The organism is Streptomyces sp. NPDC046925, from assembly GCF_040644915.1.
In the GTDB taxonomy this organism is placed as follows: Bacteria; Actinomycetota; Actinomycetes; order Streptomycetales; family Streptomycetaceae; genus Streptomyces.
Genome location: NZ_JBEYWZ010000003.1, coordinates 827393 through 842498, shown reverse-complemented (window position 1 = coordinate 842498; position 15106 = coordinate 827393). Strand labels below are relative to the sequence as shown.

15 protein-coding genes are annotated in these 15106 nt (G+C 71.9%); 6 read left to right on the top strand and 9 right to left on the bottom strand.

What is annotated here, in order from left to right; genetic code table 11:
* Positions 1–140: 140 nt before the first annotated feature.
* The 3 genes from ABZ906_RS17040 (at position 141) to ABZ906_RS17030 (ending at position 2767) form a co-directional block, all read left to right on the top strand.
* Positions 141–1664 carry a ferric reductase-like transmembrane domain-containing protein gene (locus ABZ906_RS17040; protein WP_361382743.1) on the top strand — a complete coding sequence of 508 codons (1524 nt, stop codon included), beginning with the start codon at positions 141–143 and terminating at the stop codon, positions 1662–1664.
* Positions 1665–1679: 15 nt separating this feature from the next.
* Positions 1680–1871 (top strand): hypothetical protein, encoded by a 192-nt coding sequence (locus ABZ906_RS17035; RefSeq protein WP_361382740.1) that lies wholly within the window; start codon positions 1680–1682, stop codon positions 1869–1871.
* Positions 1872–1984: 113 nt separating this feature from the next.
* Positions 1985–2767, top strand: coding sequence for a TSUP family transporter (locus ABZ906_RS17030; protein ID WP_361189308.1), 783 nt, complete (start codon positions 1985–1987; stop codon positions 2765–2767).
* 129 nt (positions 2768–2896) lie between these two features.
* Here the strand turns inward: ABZ906_RS17030 and ABZ906_RS17025 are convergent, their stop codons facing one another.
* From ABZ906_RS17025 to ABZ906_RS17015, 3 genes are all read right to left on the bottom strand, one after another.
* On the bottom strand, positions 2897–3565 hold the full coding sequence (locus ABZ906_RS17025) for a class F sortase (protein WP_361383251.1): 669 nt from the start codon (positions 3563–3565) through the stop codon (positions 2897–2899).
* 132 nt (positions 3566–3697) lie between these two features.
* A complete protein-coding gene (locus tag ABZ906_RS17020) occupies positions 3698–4264 on the bottom strand; it encodes a hypothetical protein (RefSeq protein ID WP_361382737.1) in 567 nt (188 codons plus the stop codon).
* A gap of 357 nt (positions 4265–4621) precedes the next feature.
* Positions 4622–5407: an aminotransferase class IV family protein gene (locus ABZ906_RS17015; RefSeq protein WP_361382734.1), complete on the bottom strand. Its 786-nt coding sequence runs from the start codon at positions 5405–5407 to the stop codon at positions 4622–4624.
* 110 nt (positions 5408–5517) lie between these two features.
* Here ABZ906_RS17015 and ABZ906_RS17010 point away from each other — a divergent pair, with 110 nt between their 5' ends.
* The gene (locus ABZ906_RS17010) at positions 5518–6186 is read left to right on the top strand and encodes an NAD(P)H-dependent oxidoreductase (protein ID WP_361382731.1); all 669 of its coding nucleotides are present in this window, start codon (positions 5518–5520) and stop codon (positions 6184–6186) included.
* 33 nt (positions 6187–6219) lie between these two features.
* Here the strand turns inward: ABZ906_RS17010 and ABZ906_RS17005 are convergent, their stop codons facing one another.
* From ABZ906_RS17005 to ABZ906_RS16990, 4 genes are all read right to left on the bottom strand, one after another.
* Positions 6220–6924: a helix-turn-helix domain-containing protein gene (locus ABZ906_RS17005; RefSeq protein ID WP_361382728.1), complete on the bottom strand. Its 705-nt coding sequence runs from the start codon at positions 6922–6924 to the stop codon at positions 6220–6222.
* A 184-nt stretch (positions 6925–7108) separates the two neighbouring features.
* Positions 7109–7732 carry a helix-turn-helix domain-containing protein gene (locus ABZ906_RS17000; RefSeq protein WP_361189320.1) on the bottom strand — a complete coding sequence of 208 codons (624 nt, stop codon included), beginning with the start codon at positions 7730–7732 and terminating at the stop codon, positions 7109–7111.
* 137 nt (positions 7733–7869) lie between these two features.
* A complete protein-coding gene (locus ABZ906_RS16995) occupies positions 7870–9129 on the bottom strand; it encodes a peptide synthetase (protein WP_361382725.1) in 1260 nt (419 codons plus the stop codon).
* Between the two features lie 145 nt (positions 9130–9274).
* Complete coding sequence (locus ABZ906_RS16990) at positions 9275–9976, bottom strand: DUF3159 domain-containing protein (RefSeq protein WP_361383248.1); 702 nt, start codon at positions 9974–9976, stop codon at positions 9275–9277.
* A 368-nt stretch (positions 9977–10344) separates the two neighbouring features.
* Between ABZ906_RS16990 and ABZ906_RS16985 the strand changes: the two genes are divergently transcribed.
* Together ABZ906_RS16985 and ABZ906_RS16980 are read left to right on the top strand one after the other, a co-directional pair.
* The gene (locus ABZ906_RS16985) at positions 10345–12249 is read left to right on the top strand and encodes a S9 family peptidase (protein WP_361382722.1); all 1905 of its coding nucleotides are present in this window, start codon (positions 10345–10347) and stop codon (positions 12247–12249) included.
* A complete protein-coding gene (locus tag ABZ906_RS16980) occupies positions 12246–12908 on the top strand; it encodes a GPP34 family phosphoprotein (protein WP_361382719.1) in 663 nt (220 codons plus the stop codon). Before ABZ906_RS16985 ends, ABZ906_RS16980 begins: the two co-directional genes overlap by 4 nt.
* Before the next feature lie 44 nt (positions 12909–12952).
* Here the strand turns inward: ABZ906_RS16980 and ABZ906_RS16975 are convergent, their stop codons facing one another.
* Both ABZ906_RS16975 and ABZ906_RS16970 read right to left on the bottom strand, forming a co-directional pair.
* Positions 12953–14239, bottom strand: coding sequence for a HAMP domain-containing sensor histidine kinase (locus ABZ906_RS16975; RefSeq protein WP_361382716.1), 1287 nt, complete (start codon positions 14237–14239; stop codon positions 12953–12955).
* Positions 14239–15024: a hypothetical protein gene (locus ABZ906_RS16970; protein ID WP_361382713.1), complete on the bottom strand. Its 786-nt coding sequence runs from the start codon at positions 15022–15024 to the stop codon at positions 14239–14241. The genes ABZ906_RS16975 and ABZ906_RS16970 overlap by 1 nt, the downstream gene beginning before the upstream one ends.
* Positions 15025–15106 lie beyond the last annotated feature (82 nt).

The following is a 15106-nucleotide window of genomic DNA, read 5'->3' as shown; positions in this document are numbered from 1 at the left end:
CCCGCAGCCGGAACGCCGCGCCGCGCCACCTCGCCCCCGGACTTAACCCCCGTTGAGCCGATCCTCAAGTCCGCCTTAAGGATCAGCAGTAACCCCCTGACCAGCCGTTTTTGTTGGCGCCCCGCGCCTAGTCTGCGGCGGTGACCAGCGATGTAGCCGACTCCCGACTTGCCGCGTATCCCGCGCTGTCCGCGTATCTGCGGCAGACGGAGGGGATGGAGGTCCCCCCGATGCCGGTAATGCCTCCCAGGGTCCCCCGAGCCCCGCGAGCTAACCGAGCCCCGCGAGCTCCCCGAGCCGACCGCGCCCCGCGAGCCCCCCGCGCCCCGCGAGCCCGCGCCGCCACCCCCATACCGCCGATCCGCCTCACCCCCGCCGCCCTGCGCGGCGCACTCATCGGCGGAGCCCTCGGCGTCACCGCGCTCTGGGGAGTCCAGGCCGAACCCTCGGCCCGGCTGGACGTGCTCTTCGCCACCGGCGCCCACCTCACCGGACTGCTCGCGGGATACGGCGTGCTCGTCATGCTCTTCCTGATGGCCCGCGTCCCCGCGGTCGAACACGGCGTCGGCGCCGACCGCCTCGCCCGGCTGCACGCACTCGGCGGGCGTTACGTACTGACCCTGTGCCTGGGCCACGCCCTGCTCGCCCTGTGCGGATACGCCGTCCACACCGACACCGACCTCTTCAGAGCCACCCTCGACCTGCTCGGCTACCCGGGCCTCGCCCTCGCCGCCGCCGGAACCGCGCTCCTCATGGCCGTCGGCGTCACCTCCGCGCGTGCGATGCGGCGCCGCGTCCCGCACGAGACCTGGCGGGCCGTGCATCTGCTGACCTACCTCGCGGTCGCCCTCGCCTTCGTGCACCAGCTCGCCGGTCCCGACGTGGCGGGCAGCATCGTGACGGTGTGGGTGTGGTCGATGCTGCACGCCACGGTGGCGGTGCTCCTCGTCTGGTACCGCGTGGTCGTGCCCGTACGGCAAGCGCTCAAGCACAGCCTGCGCGTCATCGCCGTACGCGACGAAGGCCCCGGCGTCGTATCGGTCCTCGTGCAGGGCATCGGCCTCGACGAGCTGAGGGCCGAACCCGGCCAGTTCTTCCGCTGGCGCTTCCTCCAGCGCAGGCTCTGGCGCACCGCGCTGCCGTTCTCCCTGTCCGCCCCGGTGCGCGACGACACCCTGCGCATCACCGTGAAGGCCATCGGCGACCACACCCGGCGTATGCGGCGCCTGAAGCCGGGAACGCGGGTCCTTGCCACGGGCCCCTTCGGAGCGCTCACCGCTCACCGCCGTACGAGGCGGAAGGTGCTGCTGCTCGCGGGCGGCGTGGGGATCACTCCGATGCGGGCGCTGTTCGAGACGCTGCCCGGCGGTCCGGGCGACATCACCCTGCTCTACCGGGCCGGCAGCGCGGAACAGCTCGTCCTGAGGGAGGAGCTGGAGGGGATAGCCCGGCGCAGGGAAGCGGGGCTGCACTTCCTGCTCGGGCGCTCCGACGCCGCCTTCGACCCGCTCGCCCCGCAGGCCCTGCGCAATCTTGTCCCCGACCTCGCCGAGCACGACGTGTATCTGTGCGGGCCGCCCGGCATGACCGCATCCGCCACCGCCGCGCTCGAACGGGCCGGGGTTCCGCAGGACCGCATCCACGCCGAGTGCTTCACCTTCTGAAAGGGCCCAGCTGACATGGGACGTCACCGCAAACCCGCGGGCCCGGCCAAGGGCCCCACATTGCAGGCCCGCCGCAAGCTGGCGACGGGCCTCGCGGGAGCGAGCGTGCTGGTCGCCACGGTCCTCGCGCTGACGGTCGACCCGGCGGCACCCCCGGCGCCCGACCGCATCCCGACGGGAGTCCCGGCACCCCGGGCGGCGCCCTGAGGGCGAGGCCGAAGGGGACAGGAGGGACAGGATAAGACCTCGGCAAGACAAGAACCCGGCGGAACGTGCCCCCGGAGGAAGGCGAAGATCACCCCCTCCATAGGCTCCGGACCATGCCCGACATATCTCTGACCACCGTCGTCGTCCTCTGCGTCGCCGCCCTCGCGGCCGGCTGGATCGACGCCGTGGTCGGCGGGGGCGGCCTCCTGCTGCTGCCCGCGCTGCTTCTCGGTCTGCCGGGATCGACCCCGGCCGCGCACGCGCTCGGGACGAACAAGGCCGTCGCCATCGTCGGGACGACCGGCGCCGCGGTGACGTACGTCAGGAAGACCCGCGTCGACGTGCGCACCGCCGTACGGATCGGGCTCGCGGCACTCGCCGGGTCCATGGGCGGTGCCTTCTTCGCCGCCGGGATGAGTACCGAGGTCCTCAAGCCCGTGATCATGGTGGTGCTGCTCGCCGTCGGGGCCTTCGTCATCTTCAGGCCCGCCTTCGGCACCGCACCCCCGGCCCGGCCCGCCTCGCCCCGGCGCATCCTCGCCGCCATCGGCCTCGCGGGCCTCGGCATCGGCTTCTACGACGGCCTCATCGGGCCCGGCACCGGCACCTTCCTGGTGCTCGCGCTGACCGCCGTGCTCCACCTCGACCTGGTCTCCGCTTCCGCCACCGCCAAGATCGTCAACGTCTGCACCAACGCGGGCGCCCTCGCGATGTTCGCCTGGCAGGGCGCGGTCCTGTGGCAACTGGCCGCCCTGATGGCCGTCTTCAACCTCGCGGGCGGCATGTTCGGCGCCCACACCGCGCTGAAGCGGGGCAGCGGCTTCGTCCGGATCGTGCTGCTCACCACGGTGTTCGGCCTCGTGGCCAAGATGGCATACGAGCAGTGGCTGGCCTGAGCCAGTTCTCCGCGGCCGGCCTGAGCCGGTTCTCCGCGGCTGGCCTGAGCCGGTTCTCCACGGCCGGCCTGAGCCAGTTCTCCGCGGCTGGCCTGAGCCAGTTCTCAGCGCCCGCTGACGAGCCCGGCTTCAGCGCACGCTCGTCAGGTGCGCGAAGACCACCACGTTGCCCTGGTAGCCCGTCTTCCTTGAGTAGCTGCCACCGCACGTGATCACCCGCAGCTCGGGACGGTCCGCGGCCCCGTACACCTTCTCGTCGGGGAACTTCTCCGCTTCGTAGACCTCGTTCGCGTCGACCGTGAACACCGCGACGCTGCCGTCCCTGCGTTCGAGCTCGATGGTGCTGCCCCTGGTCAGTCTCCCCAGGTCGTAGAAGACGGACGGCCCTTCGGCGTTGTCGACGTGGCCCGCCACGATGGCCGTGCCCGTCTCGCCGGGCGTCGTCCCCGACTCGTACCAGCCCGCCAGGTTCGTCTTCTTCGGCGGCGGTACGTCGAGGCTGCCCTGCCGCGTGAGACCGAGCCCCATGAGGGGCGCGTCGACCCGGATCGCCGGGATGCGGATCCGGTCGGGCGGGGACGGGGGGAGTGCCGCGGCGGCCGGAGCGCGGTCGTGACCGGGATGGGCCGACGCGGCCTGCGCCGCGGACGGCTGGGGCGGCGTACGGGCCTCCTGGCCGTTGTGCAGCAGCCACGCCCCTGAGCACAGGGCAAGGACCGTGACCGCGCCTATGGCGGAGTTGAGGCTCTTTCTGCCGAGAGGTCCGCGGGCGGAGCTCTCTCTTCCCGGGGTTCCCAGGGGTCTCACTCGACTCGTCCCCCTCGGGGTTCGGGAAAGCCGGTCCCCGCATCCCCCTCCGGTCCCACGACGGACATGCGGACCCGGAGGGGGAGGGGGCTGGCGGTACCGGTGGACAGCGGAGGGTGTCCGTCAGATCCTGTCGCCTCTCGCCCGGCGATGCAGGAGCCAGGTACCGCCCGCGGCGGCCACGGCAAGCGCCGCCACACCCGCCGCGGTCTGCACGGGATCGGGGCCGAGAGCGCCGCCGACCCCCGTCTTCACGTAGCCCTTCGGAGCCACCGGCTGCTCCTCGCGGGCGGCTGCCGTGGAGGTGATCGTCACGACCAGGTCGCCCGCCGTCTCCTTGCCCTCGGCGCCGGAACCGGAGCACTTCGCCACGATCTCGTAGGTGCCGGGCTGGGCCGACGGAGGCACCTTGAACTCACCGACCGCCTTCTCCTTCTGCGCGCCCGGCGTCAGCGTGAACATGCCGGCGCCGACCGCGCTGGCATCCCCCGAAGCGGCCCCCTCGCTGCCGCACGCGGTGGTACTCACGGTGACCGCGTCGCCCGGCATGACGGTGGCGGGCCGGACTTCGAGGCCTCCCCCCGCGCTCCCGGCGCCGTCGGCGGACGCGGTGGCCGCCGCGGGCGGGACGAGGAGGCTCGCCGATGCGACGGCGAACGCGGCAGTGGTCAGCAGGCGGGCTTTGCGCATCGTGCTTGCTCCTCCGAGAAGCCTTCAGAGGGCACGGCCCGCGGCACCTCCGCGTGCCGCTGAGTCGGTCGAACCCCGCTCTACCGAGGTAAGTGGCACTCGGCGGCGCACGCCTCCTGAAGGCTCGTCAGAAATGCAGCGGGGGAGCCGCTTCTGACACATCGACGGAAACATTCCAGCAGGTCACCCGGCGTGTCGCCGAGGAGACTCCGAAGGGGGCCCACGGCGCCTGTGAATGGGTGACCCGGTACTCCGCGGCAGCCCCGCGCGGGACTTGATTCCGCTTCAGACGGCGTCCTGCGGCAGACCTCGGACGGTGTCCCGCGGCATACCTCGGACGGCGTCCCGCGGGACGCCTCAGACGGTGTCCCACGGGGTGTCGGCGTACACCTTCGCCAGTGTCTCCATCAGCTTCTCGTCGACCGTGAAGTCCGTGGCGTCGATCCGCCGCACGGGTGCGATGCCCCGCGCGTTCGTGACGAAGGCGGCCGTGTACGAGGAGAGGTCCGCGAGCGTGACCGGGGCCCGGCGCGTGGGAAGACCGGCGGCCGCGAGCCGCGGTTCGAGCAGCCGCATGGTGATGCCGGTCAGGCAGGGCGCGTCGGGCCAGACGATCTCCGAGCCGTCGTAGAAGCCGATGTTCGTGACGGCACCCTCGCTGATCGTCCCGTCGGGCGCGGTGAGCAGCGCGTCGTCGAAGCCCGCGCGCCGGGCGAGCTCCCCGTGCCGGGCCTGGCCGAAGCCGCCCAGGTGCTTGATGTGCGGGAAGGGCCGCTGGTAGGGCACGGGCCGCAGCGCCTGAGCGCTCTCGGGCATCCCGCCCGGCGGCCGGACGGTGACCGTCACGGACGGCTCGCCCTCCGGTGCGTGGACGTGGACACGTACGGAGGCGTCGGTGATGTCGTCGCGGAGTACGTTCCGGATGAGCGTGCGGACGTGTTCGCCGTCGAGTCCGTGGCCGAAGAGCTCGCGGGTGGCCTCGTCGAGCCGGGCCAGATGCAGCCCGAGTCCGCGCGTCGCGCCGCCCCTGACCTGCATCGCGGTGAAGTGCCCCACGCCGCCGAGTGCGGGCCACAGCAGCCGGTCGGCGGTGGCGGCCCGGCCGTCGATCTCAAGGCGCAGGAGAGGCGCGGGAGTTGTCATGGGCTTCACCGTACGACGTGGGGGAGGGCGTCCGGCGAGCGAGTCGTCCGGCGAACTCGTCCGCGGGAGCCGCTTGACCTCAAGTTAGGTTGAGGAAGGAGGCTCCTCTCATGACCACGAACACGACTGCCGCTGATGCCGCGTCCACCGTCACGTCTACTGTCACGCCCGCCGCGTCGACCGCGCTCACCGCCGAGCCGACCACGCCCCTGCGCGTCGCCGTCATCATCGGAAGCAATCGCGAGGGCCGCTTCGGGCCGATCGTCGCCGACTGGCTGCTGTCCCGGATCCGCGAACACGCGGACTTCGAGGCGGACGTCGTCGACCTGGCCGATTCCCGTCTGCCCACCGCGCTCTCCCACAACCCCTCGCCCGAGACCCTCGCCGAACTCGGCAAGGTCACCCCGAAGCTCGCCGCCGCTGACGCCTTCGTCGTCCTCACCCCCGAGTACAACCACTCCTACCCCGCGTCCCTCAAGAGCCTCATCGACTGGCACAACGCCGAATGGCAGGCCAAGCCCCTCGCCTTCGTCTCCTACGGAGGGCTCTCCGGCGGCCTGCGCGCGGTCGAGCACCTGCGTCCGGTCTTCGCGGAACTGCACACCATGACGATTCGCGAGACCGTCTCCTTCCACAACGCGGGCGCGCTCTTCGCCGACGACGGCACCCACAGGGACCCGGCGGCCGCGAACGCCGCCGCGAAGTCGATGCTCGACCAGCTCCACTGGTGGGCGTGGGCGCTTCGGGGCGCCAAGGAGGTACGTCCGTACGGGAGTTGAGCGCATCGCCGAAGGGCGCCGGGGGGGAGCGGGTCAGCGAGGCGGTTCCGGGAACTCCGCCGCGTCGGGTGCGACGGCGTCGGGTGCGAGCGCGTCGCCGATCGCGCCCCCGGTGGCATCGCGTACCGCACGCGCCACGCGTCGGATCACGTCGTCCTCGAAGTCCGCGGGGACGACACCGCGCAGTGCGGCGGCGCCGAGCTCCTCGTTGACGATTCGGAAGGCGGCCGAGGCCGCCGCCCCGTGCAGTCGCACCCGAAGGTCGTCGGCCGGGAGTTTGAGGCGCTTCGCGATGATCGCGGTCATCTCGCGCTCCACGTGATCACAGGCCATGAGCCAGGCCGTCCGGATCGACGGCTCGTGGTCCGCAAGCCGGATCATCTTGACCGCGAGCAAGGTGTCGGCGTGGTCCACGGCGTCGGCGGCGTTCTCGTACCTGATGACCTCCGCGGCGAGATGGTCCTCAAGGGAGAGATGGCGCGGCCAGCTCCGCAACGCGCGCGTCTCCCATCCCACACCTCGGATCACGATGGGTTCGGCGCAGCTCTCCTTGCTGCGGAAGTGGCGCCAGATGGTGCGGGTGGACAGGCCCACCGCCTCGGCGATCCGGTCGCCGCTGGTCGCGGCGACGCCGTGCTCCCAGAACAGGCGGGAGGCCTCGCGGGAGATCTCCAGGCGCAGCCGATGCCGCCGCCGCTCGCTCGTTCCCCTGGTGGCGGGAGTCGAGAGCGCTGCCATCCGGATCACCTCATCGCGACACATACACAGATGTCATCAAGTGTCACGATGGCATTAAGTGGCGCATGTGGCAAGCGTCTGCATCGTCACCGTGCCCACGCCGTGCCCACACCGTGCCCACACCGGGCTCAGGTCGCCCTGCTCGGGTCGCCCTTCTCAGGTCACCCGGCTCAGGCTACCCGGCTCAGGTGGCGACCGGGTCTCCCACGGCTCCTCCCGTGGCCCGGCGAACGGCGTGCGCCAGGCGTGCCGGGGTGTCGGCGAACTCCGCGGGGTCGACGCCGTCGAGGAGGGCCGCGCCGATTTCCTCGTTGAGGATCCTGATGGCGGCGGAGGCCGCCGCGGCGTGCAGGCGCACGTCGACGTCGGTGGCCGGGAGCTTGAGGCGCTTCGCGATGATCTCCGCCATCTCGCGCTCCACCTGGTCGCAGGCCATCAACCAGGCGGTGCGCAGGGCTGGTTCCGTGTCAGCGAGGCGGATCATCCGCATCGCGAGCGCGTTGTCGGCGATTTCGACGGCGCTGGCCTCGCGGCGGAAACGGCTCGACTCCGTGCTGAAGCGTTCTTCGAGCGAGAGATCCAGCGGCCACTCGCGCAGCGTGCGCATCTCCCATTCGACGCCCTGCGTCACGATGGGTTCGGCGCAGCTCTCCTTGCTGCGGAAGTGGCGCCAGATGGTGCGGGTGGACAGGCCCACCGCCTCGGCGATCTGATCACCGCTGGTGGCGTCCACGCCCTGCTCCCAGAACAGGCGTGATGCCTCCCGGGAGATCTCCAGGCGGAGCCGGTGACGCCGCTGCTCACTCATTCCGTTTCCACCACGCTTGGCCGTCGCCATGCCGGTCACCTCCGCTCGGGTCCCTGCCGCCACTTTGAGTGTCATAATGACATTAAGTGACGCCCTGGTGCCAGTGGGGCACGGTGGTACGGCTCCGGTAGGCGGCGTCAGGCGCACGCTTCGGCGAGCACGGCGGCGATCTCACCGACAAGCCCGGCGACGGGATCGTGGGTGAACTCCGTCATCCGCAGCCGCCCGCCGACGGTGACGACGCCGAGTACGTGCTCCCCGCGCATCTGGGTGATCTGCGCCGGGCCCCACAGGGCGGTGAGCGTGTCCGTGCTCTGCCGCGGCGAATGCGCCACACCGAGGTTCGTGATCTGGATGTCGGCGGCGGTGGCGACGCTCATCATCGCTTCGGCCTCCTCCGCGCTCGCGGGGGCGTGTTCCGCGAGCGCCGCACCGGCCGTCTTGAGGGCGCCCGGAGTGCGCTGTCGCGCCAGGGACTCGCGGGTGCCGCGGGCGAGCTTCCAGAAGTCGTCCGCCTCGTGCGCCTCGCTCGCGGTCCTCGCCCCGGTGAAGCGGTTCACCACCTCGTCGGGCATGCCGCAGGCCCGACGCAGGTCCATCGGGGTCAGCACCCGTACGAACTCCCGTCCGCGGCGGTGGAACACCGTCGCGGCGGCGGCGCAGAGCGCGGCATGCACCGACGTGTTCTCCCGACGGCAGCGTTCGACGAGCCGGGTGGTCAGCTCCTGGTCAAGGGCCAGAGCCTGCACGTGCGGCAACTGCCCGGAGAACGGCACGAGTTCGCCGGCCGCGTTCATGCGCGGATCGTCCACCGGCGGTGGAGCGTCCCCTGCCGGTGGAGCGTCCACCGGCAGGGCGGCTTCTCCGGCGTCCGGTGCCGTGGCGACGCGGTCGAGCAGGTGTTCCAGCGCCGCCGGAACGCCGAGGGGCGCCAGTTCCTGGCCGTCCAGGACTGCCACCAGATCCAGCAGTGCCCGCAGCCCGCCGACCCCGTCGGCGATCTGGTGGGCGAACGTCAGCACGACGGCGCACCGCCCGCCCCGCGGCAGGAGGAGGGCGCGCACCGGCGGGTGGTCCGGGGCCGGGGCGATCGGACGGGTCTGCTCGGCGGCCACGGCTGCTTGCCAGGGCGTGCCGTCGGCGAGCGTCGTCACCGGGATCGCGCCGTCGGCCTTCCGGTAGACGGCCGCGGGCCCGGTGCGGTCCACCGTCACTCCGAGCATCGGGTGACGCCGGCGCAGCTTCACCAGCGCCGCGGCCAGTTCGGCCTCCGTCACGTGCCGGTCGAGCTCGGCGACCAGGGAGAACTGGAGGGGATTGCGGCGCATGTAGAAGTCGATGCTCCGCTCGAACACGCCCAGCGGTCGGACCGCTTCTCCTCGGCTCGTTGTCGCCATCGTCGTGCCTCTTCTTTCTTTCCGGGGCGTACGAACTTCTTTGCGGGGCGTACGAACACGCAGCGGCGGACGGCGGCCCTGTCCGAGTGGAGGGGTCGCCGTCCGCCGCAGGGGGGGGTGGGTCAGGCCGCCGCAGGGGGGTGGGTCAGGCGCCCTTGGCGGGGAGGAGGCCGATGGCCTTCAGGCGCTTGTTGGAGTTGCGGGCGGCCCAGGCGACGACGAGAAAGGCGACGGCGAGGAGAGGGAAGCCCATGGCGATCTTGGCGGCGCCGAGGGAGCCGACCTGGTCGGTGGCGTAGAAGTACTGCTGGACGGCGAAGCGGGCGCCGAAGACGGCGGCGAGGACCAGGGTGGCGATGTCGTAGTAGAGGCGCGAGCGCTTGTCGGCGCGCCAGGCGTTGCCCTTGCCGGTGGCGCCGTTCCAGATCACGCCGGCCAGCGGCCAGCGGGCCAGGACGGAGGCGAGGAAGAGGACGGCGCCGCCCAGGCTGGCCCAGATGCCGATGAGGAAGTAGTCCTTGGCCGAGCCGGTGAACCAGACGATGCCGGCGGCGACCGCGACGCCGAACACGCCGCCGATCGCGGGTTGCAGGGACTCCTTGCGCGCCAGCCGCAGGACGCCGATGGCCACCGCGACGCCGAGGGCGGCGAAGACGGCCACCTTCAGGCCGGCGGCGCTGTTGGCGACGACGAAGGCCACCGCGGGCAGTGACGAGTAGATGATTCCCTCGGTGCCGCCCGCCTGTTCGAGGGCTGAAGGACGCTTCGGGGGCACCGTCTGCGCCGTCTGTGCGGCCTGCGTGTCGGACTCTGTCTCCAGGAAGCTCACGGTCTTCATGGTGGTCAGTTCTCCCGAGGTCGTCGTGGGGGGACAAGATGCGATGCTGCCGTGTCACTAAGTGATAGCTTGGCATTAAGTGACACTCACTGGCCACCCCCTCTGCGTGTGACGCACGTCACACCCGGCCTTTCGTCCGGGTAATCGCCTCCGTCGAGGTGTTCGTGCTTCCTCTGCTCCGGGATGCGGATCTCAATCGCCGTACGTGCCCGGCGGTCGCAACTTCCCGGGGGTGGTCTTGAAGCGTTTGTCATTTAGTGACACTGTCATTAAGTGACAGGCGGGCCGCTTGGCCTGGCCTCCTTGCGCCGCCGTGCGCCCACTCGCGCCGCTGCGCCCACTCGCGCCGCTGAGCGCCCACCGAGGGAAGGATCGACATGGAACCGCGGGAGACGATTTCCGTCGAGGAGTTCTTCAGGCCGCCGCCCCGCGCGATGGTCACCCTCTCGCCGGACGGCACGAAGCTGGCGTACCTGGCGCTGTGGAAGAACCGCATGAACGTCTGGGTCGAGAGCGTCGACGCACCCGACGACGCCCGGTGCGTGACCGCCGAGGACCGCGGAGTCGTGAGCTACCACTGGACCCGCGACCCGCGGTGGCTGCTCTACACCCGGGACCAGGGCGGCGACGAGAACGTGCACCTCTACCGCGTCGACCTGGAGGACCCGGACGCCCCCGCGGTGGACCTCACGCCCTACCCCGGCGCGCGGACCGTCGGCGTGGATCTGCCCGCCGGGCGGCCCGGCAAGGTGATCACCCAGCTGAACGCGCGCGACCGGGCCCGCTTCGACCTGGTCGAACTGGACATCGCCACCGGCGACCTGGTGACCCTCGCGCAGAGCCCCGGAGACAGTGTCGAAGGGTGGCTCTACGGCGAGCGCGAGCCGTTCGCGGTGGCGACGACGGCCGAGGGCGACATCGAGCTGTCCCGCTGGGACGGGGCGACGGGTGCGCTGGACCCGGTGGCGCGGTTCGACGGCGGCGACGCCCCGCTGGGGGTCTACCCCATGGAGGTCACGCCGGACGGCACCGGGCTGTGGGTGGGCTCGCACCAGGGGAGCGACCGCCTGCGCCTGGCCCGGCTCGACCTGGCCACCGGCAAGGAGGAAGAGGTCGACTCCCACCCCCGCTACGACCTGGACACCCGCGCACGGGTCTTTCCCGCCCTGCCCTCCCCGCTGATCCGCGACAGGCGTACGGGCGAACTGCTCGGCGTCCGTTACCTGGGGGAGCGGCAGGTGATCCACGCCCTCGACCCGCATTTCGCCGCCGTACTGGAGAACCTGGAGAAGCTGTCCGACGGCGATCTCGCCGGAGTGTCGTCCGACGAGAGCGGACAGCGGTGGGTCGCGAGCTTCACCCACGACCGCGACCCCGGCGTCACCTACTTCTACGACCACACCACCGGCGAGACCCGCCTGCTCCACCGGGCGAAGCCGCATCTGGACCCCGAGTCCCTCGCCCCGATGCGCCCGGTGTCGATCACCTCCCGCGACGGACTGACCCTGCCCTCGCACCTGACGCTGCCGATCGGCGTCGAGCCGTCCCGGCTTCCGCTGGTCCTGTTCGTCCACGGCGGCCCCTGGACCAGGGACAGCTGGGGCTACCACCCGCCCGCGCAGCTCTTCGCCAACCGCGGCTGCGCGGTCCTCCAGGTCAACTTCCGGGGCTCCACCGGCTACGGCAAGGCCTTCACCAGGGCCGGCATCGGCGAGTTCGCGGGCAAGATGCACGACGACCTGATCGACGCGGTGCGGTGGGCGGTCGACCAGGGGTACGCCGACCCCGGGCGCGTGGCGATCATGGGCGGCTCCTACGGCGGCTACGCGACGCTGGTCGGCGTCAGCTTCACCCCGGACGTCTTCGCGGCCGCCGTCGACGTCGTCGGAATCTCGGACCTGGCCAACTTCATGCGCAACCAGCCCGACTTCGTGAAACCGATGCTCGCCTACAACTGGTTCACGTACGTCGGCGACCCGGCCGACCCGGATCAGGAGGCCGACATGATGGCCCGCTCCCCGATCAGCCGCGTGGACCAGATCCGCACCCCGCTGATGGTCGTGCACGGCGCCAACGACGCCCGCGTCGTCCTCGCCGAGTCCGACCGGCTCGTCGAAGCCCTCCGCGCCCGCGATGTCCCCGTCGAATACACGGTCATGGAGGACGAGGGCCACGCCATCGAGAACCCGGAGAACGTACTCGCCCTCTACGCCGGGGCGGAACGCTTCCTGGCCCGCCACCTGGGCTTCGAATCCCGCGAAACACCGGAGGAGACGGCATGACGACCCTGACCAAGACACTGCCGCAGCAGCTCTACCTGCTCTGCTACACCGTGGACAAGGGCAAGTTCCAGCTCGACAACCTCCAGGGCCGGGGCCAGTTGCTGCGCGCCGGTGCCCTGACCGAGCTGGCGCGCGACGGGCTGCTCGACGCGAAGGGAGGGAAGGTGATCCGCGTGCCGGGAAAGACGCCGGACGACTCCTTCGCCGCGTCGGTATGGGGCGACCTGCCCGACAGCAGGCCGAAGGGCTGGCTCTCCTTCGTGCACAACAAGGCCCACACCGCGGAGACACCGGTCCGCGACCAGCTCGCCGCCGCGGGCGAGGTCACCGTCTCGCGCGGCAGGGTGATGGGGCTCATCCCGGCCGACCGCGTCACCGTCGTGCACCCGGACGCGGTGCGCGCCCTCCAGGAGCGGGTGCGCGACACCGTGCTCAAGGGATTCGCCCCGATGACGATCCCGTTGGACGAACTGGCCATGGCCGTGTTCGCGGTGGAGCTCGAAGTGACCTGCGTGTGGAGCCGCGCGGACGTCCGTACCCACAAGCAGGCGCTGAAGGAGCTCGCCGCACGGTTCGACGAGCTGGTCCCCGGCCTGCGCAAGGCGCTGCGCGACTCCTACCTGTCGAGCCGGGCGGTCGGCGGCGGCTGGAGCGCCTGAGCTCCAGCGGAGGCCGGGCATCCGGGCGGCCGGGGCGCGGCGCCTCAGGGCTCCGGCAGGTGCACCGCCGCCACCGCGCCGCCGTCCTCCGCGTTGCGCAGCTCCACCCGCGCCCCGATGGCCTGCGCCTGGCCCAACGCGATCGTCAGGCCGAGGCCCGTGCCCTGACCGCGCTCACGCGCACCGGTCTGGAAGCGCTGCGGGCCGTCCTTCAGGAGGTGTTCGGGGAAGCCCGGCCCGCGGTCGCTGACCGTGACCACGGGCCCGGCCACCCGTACGTCGACCGTGCCCGCGCCGTGCCTGCGGGCGTTGGCGACGAGGTTGGCGATGATCCGCTCCAGGCGGCGCGCGTCGGTGCGGACGAGCGTGTCGTCCGGGCCGCACGCCGCCGCGAACCGCACGGGGCACCCCGAGCGCCGCACGATCCCCTCGGCCAGCGCGCCCAGGCGGTGCGATGCCAGATCGGGGCGCTCCATCTCCGCGTCGAGGCGCGCCACTTCGAGCAGGTCCTCGGTGAGGGTGCACAGGGCCGTGACCCGGTCGCGCACGAGTTCCGTCGGGCGGCTCTGCGGCAGCAGTTCGGCCGCGGTGTGCAGACCGGTCAGCGGGGTGCGCAGCTCGTGGGCGACGTCCGCGGTGAAGCGCTGCTCGGCCTCCAGGCGCTGCTGAAGGGACGCCGCCATCGTGTCGACCGCCGCGGCGAGTTCGGCCACCTCGTCCTTGCCGGGGCGGCTGCCCGGCGCTCTCGGGTGATCGATACGGGCGTCGAGTTCGCCCTGGCTGATGCGGCGCGCGGTGGCCGCGGCGGTCCGCAGCTCCCGGCTGAGGCGGCTGGAGAGCGCGGCACCGCCGAGCGCCGCGAGAAGGACGACGATGGCACCCGACGCCATCAGTTTCTCGTCGAACTCCGCCATCTCGGCGGCCTGTTCGGTCAGCGGCTCACGCACGGAGAGCACCCGGTCGCCGACCGGCCGCGCCGCCCACACGACGGGATGGTCGGCGCCCATGTCGAGGTAGGTGGTCCGCCGCCCGTCCAGCGCCGCGGCCCGCAGCGACGCGGGCAGGTCCGGGGCGTCGAGCGCGGCGTCCATGCCGGTCTCGTCGTCCGGGTCGACCTGCCCCGTCAGCTCGTACAGCTGGCGCACCCGTACCAGCTGCGCGGTCGCCCCCGACCTGGCGCTCGTGGAGACCTGTTCGAGGCGTGCCTGGTGGACGAGGATGCCGATGGCGACGGCGACGACCGCGCAGCCGGCGGCGAGCAGCGCGGCGATCTTCCAGCGGAGGCCGAGGGCGTTGAACGCGGCGCGGGGGCGCCCGGCGATGCCCCTCATCACCGCCCGTCCTTCTTGCCGTGCGGGGATTCGGTGTCGTGCGGGGTGTGCGGGGATTCGGTGTCGTGCGGGGACTGCGGGGACTGCGTGGACTCCGGGTCGGGGGTGGGCTCCGCCGTCGTGTTCCCGACGGTGTCCGGCGTCTTCTTGTAGCTCTTGATGTCGCTCACCGTGGACATCCGTACGCCGTCCCAGTGGTAGCGCACGGCCTGCTCGCCGCCGTCCGCGCAGGAGCTGCGCACCAGCAGGTCGGGGCCGATCGTCGCGACGCTCACGCGCTTGCCCGCGGTGAGCAGGATCGGGTAGACGCGGCCTTCGTGCTCCCGGTAGACGGCGAGGACGCTGCGTCCGCTCTCCGTGTCCGCGGCCACGAGCAGATCGGGCCGTCCGTCGCCGGTCAGGTCGGTCAGGAGCGGCGGCCGGAGCCCGGCCTTGCCGGGGCGGTCGATCTCGCCGCGGTCCGCGAGCGGCTTCATCCGCGGATCGGCGCGCAGGATCTTGCGGAAGTCCGCCGCGCCGAGTCCGCCCTTGCCCAGCTTCGGCAGTCCCTCCAGGGGTTCCGGCGGCGGCTGGTGGGTCGCGGTGTCGGCGCCGGGCGTGTCGGACGACGTACCGGACCAGGCGGGCCAGAGCGCGTCGGGGTGCGGCTGCACGGACACGGACGGCGCGGGCTCACCGGCACCGAGCCCGTCCAGGCTGCCGCAGCCGGCCAGCACGACGGCAGCCGTGACGGTGAGCAGGGCGGCACGGCGCAGGAGGCGGCGGTGGGGGCAGGTGAGGTTCATGTCCCTGCCGACGTTAGGAACCGTCCATCACGGAAAACGGGAGATTGTGTAACAGACAGGGGTAAGCAGGCTGGAACCGCCG